The 2,665-nt window shown below is 60.4% G+C and carries 3 protein-coding genes; 2 read left to right on the forward strand and 1 reads right to left on the reverse strand.

Annotated features, from left to right (window positions below):
- Nucleotides 1-31 precede the first annotated feature (31 nt).
- Nucleotides 32-1,048 carry an ABC transporter substrate-binding protein gene (locus HMPREF1249_RS03035; protein WP_008520262.1) on the reverse strand — a complete coding sequence of 339 codons (1,017 nt, stop codon included), beginning with the start codon at nucleotides 1,046-1,048 and terminating at the stop codon, nucleotides 32-34.
- Between the two features lie 167 nt (nucleotides 1,049-1,215).
- Between HMPREF1249_RS03035 and HMPREF1249_RS03040 the strand changes: the two genes are divergently transcribed.
- A complete protein-coding gene (locus HMPREF1249_RS03040) occupies nucleotides 1,216-2,118 on the forward strand; it encodes a Ppx/GppA phosphatase family protein (protein ID WP_021775818.1) in 903 nt (300 codons plus the stop codon).
- Nucleotides 2,119-2,291: 173 nt separating this feature from the next.
- On the forward strand, nucleotides 2,292-2,665 hold a 374-nt coding region (locus tag HMPREF1249_RS03045), incomplete at its 3' end, for a DUF2023 family protein (RefSeq protein WP_021775819.1).

The raw sequence follows: 2,665 nt of genomic DNA on the forward strand, positions 1-2,665 counted from the left end.
ATTGGGGCCGGAGATTTTTTTCAGCGTCAAATTATTCTTTCAGCACAGGCTCCCAGATCTTTTTCAGCGTCTCTTCGGTGTCCAGCGAGCTGTTGATCAGGCCGAACTCCTTGTAGTCGTTCAGGATGTTGCGCAGCGCCGTCTCGGTCAGCTCGTCGCTGATCAGGAAGTTGTACGTCTTCAGCATCCGCAGGGCCAGATCCCGATCGCCGGAAGCCCAGCCGTTGGCGAACAGAAGGTCAATGGCCTCTTCCTCGTGCTCCATGATCCACTCGGACGCCCGCTCGTGAGCGTTGGTCAGCTTGCGGGCCGTGATCGGGTTGGCCTGCAGGAAGTCCAAGTTGATCGCGTGAATGCAGCAAGGCTCTTGGGAGAAATCCGGGTCAAACGTCAGGGAGCGGATTCTCTTGAGCACGCCGTCGTCCAAGAACTTCTCGGCGTACTGGTCCGACATGGTGGCCGCGTCCACCTCGCCGTTCTGCATGGCGAGGACAACCGCAGACGCCTCAACCTGCTTGAACTTCACGTCGTCGGGCTTCACACCGTCGTGGTTCAGGAACCGAAGCGTGATGTTGTGGTCCGACCCGCCGATCGCCGTCGATACCGCCACGGTCCGGCCTTTCAGGTCCTTCGTCGAGTTGATCGGCCCATTCGCTAGGGCGTACAGCGACTTGCAGCCGGTCTGAATGCCGGTGGTGAACTTCATTCTGACCCCGTTAACCGCCGGGACGAGCATAGCGGCGATATGGTTGCCGCAGGCCACGACCTTGCCGGTACCAACCGCGTCGTTCAGCGCCTTGGACGCGAACTTATAAACTTCCGTCTTCAGCCCCTCGTCAGCGTAGAATCCCTTCACGTGCGCGATGCCGAACGTGCCCAAGCACATTCCGCCAGTATGCCCCAGAGGAATCACCGTGCCGTATGCCGGTTCGGCCTTCCACGCCTTCTCCTCCTCGGGCGTCAAAACAAGCGGGCCCCGCATGGCCCACCCGGCCGTCCCTGCCGCCAACATAGCCCCAACAGCCAACGCAGCAAAAGCTCTCTTCATACGAACTCCTCCTTTGTTCTATAGAACTCAGCAACATTACTCATAAATATTATAATTAATTCTTTCGTATCGTCAACGCCGAACCGGGCGTCAGCCCCTCAACTTAGGGTCAGCAGTAGACTATAATAAAATTATAGTCCGCCCTCTTCGGGCCTTGGAGGTTGAAGATGAAAGCCAGCCTTGCCGCCGTCATCGACGTGGGAACCAACTCGGTCAAATACTGTCTGGCCGAGGGAGACCGGTCCGGAATCACCCGAATCCTCGACGAAGGGCACCGGGTGACAAAGCTCGGCCGGGGAGAATCGCCCGTTTTGACCCGCCAAGCGATGGAAGAAACGGCGGCGGCCGCCGCGTCGTTTGCCGCCGCCGCCCGAAGGGCCGGCGCCGTCCCGACAGCCTGCGGCACCCACGCGGTCCGAAACGCCGCCAACCGGGACGAGTTTTTAGAAATCTTCGAGCGGGAAACGGGCGTTTTCCCCGCCGTCCTCACGGCCTCACAGGAAGCCCAGCTCACCTTTGAAGCGCCGGGCGTCCTTGCCGGCCCGCTGACCGTCGTGGACTCAGGCGGCGGAAGCACCGAGTTCTCGTTCGGCGCGGACGGACGGCTCGAAGGGGCGTTCAGCGTTCCGTTGGGCGCGCTCTCGATCACAGCCGAGTTCTCAAATGACCCGCCGACGCCGGGCCAGCTGGCAGACGTCCGGCTCAAAATCCGCCGAACGCTGGAGGCGTCCAGCGTTTGTCCCGCACTGGGAAAACGGATCGTCGCGTCCGGCGGCACGGCGGTCGTCATGGCCGCGGCGGCCCGCGGGCTGGACGCAAGCCCAGCCTGCGACGTCTTAACGCCGCAGTACGCGAGCCGGCTTCTTGCCCTTTTCAGCGGGAAATCGGCCGCCGAACGCCGTCGAATCCCGGGCGTTCCAGCCGATCGGGCCGACGTCATCTTGGGCGGCACCTGCATCTTAGCCGAAGCGCTGAGCCTGCTGGGGAACGAAGCCGCCGTCACAACGCGGGGTCTTCGACACGCGGTTCTGGCTCGACTCTTCTCGGGCCGATGGCCTCTGCAGCGTTAAAGTTCTCCCTTAAAAACAAAAATCGTTTCGGCGCTTGACAGGTTCAAAAAAGCGGCGTATTCTTTTTCTGTTAGTTAATCCTAACACAGTGTATCACCCCTCCAGGTGGGAGAGCTGCCGCCAACAGCTCTCCTTTTTTCTTAGGGACTTGAGCCCGGAAAAGGAAGTGGAGCATGACCGTCTTTCGCCACCACCTGTACGAATACGACAAGGGGCTGCGCCGGCTTGTTCTGCACACCGCGCCGGAGTCGAACCGGCTGGAGATGGAAACCATTCTCCGCAAGCAGGGCGTCGCCTACCTGTTCGTTCCCCTGTCCAACGGACACGTGAACGTCTTCTTTGGCGACAAGGACTGCGTTGACGTGGTTAAAAGCTTCGGCACGACGCGCCTGTCCGACCTGACCGACGAGCAGGACTTCATGCTGGGCATCATGCTGGGGTACGACCGGCAGGTTCAGTGCCGCCGCTACTTGGCGCGCCGAAGGAAAAAAAGACTCTTCCCTCTTGGCTCTGGCAGAATAAAAAACGCAAGGGCGCTGCAGAAAAT

Origin of the sequence: Jonquetella sp. BV3C21 (genome assembly GCF_000468895.1) — a bacterium.
GTDB lineage: Bacteria > Synergistota > Synergistia > Synergistales > Dethiosulfovibrionaceae > Jonquetella > Jonquetella anthropi.

Coding starts and splice junctions, on each gene's coding strand:
- HMPREF1249_RS03035 (WP_008520262.1), bottom strand. CDS start 1,048: ATGAAGAGAGCTTTTGCTGCGTTGGCTGTTGGGGCTATGTTGGCGGCA.
- HMPREF1249_RS03040 (WP_021775818.1), top strand. CDS start 1,216: ATGAAAGCCAGCCTTGCCGCCGTCATCGACGTGGGAACCAACTCGGTC.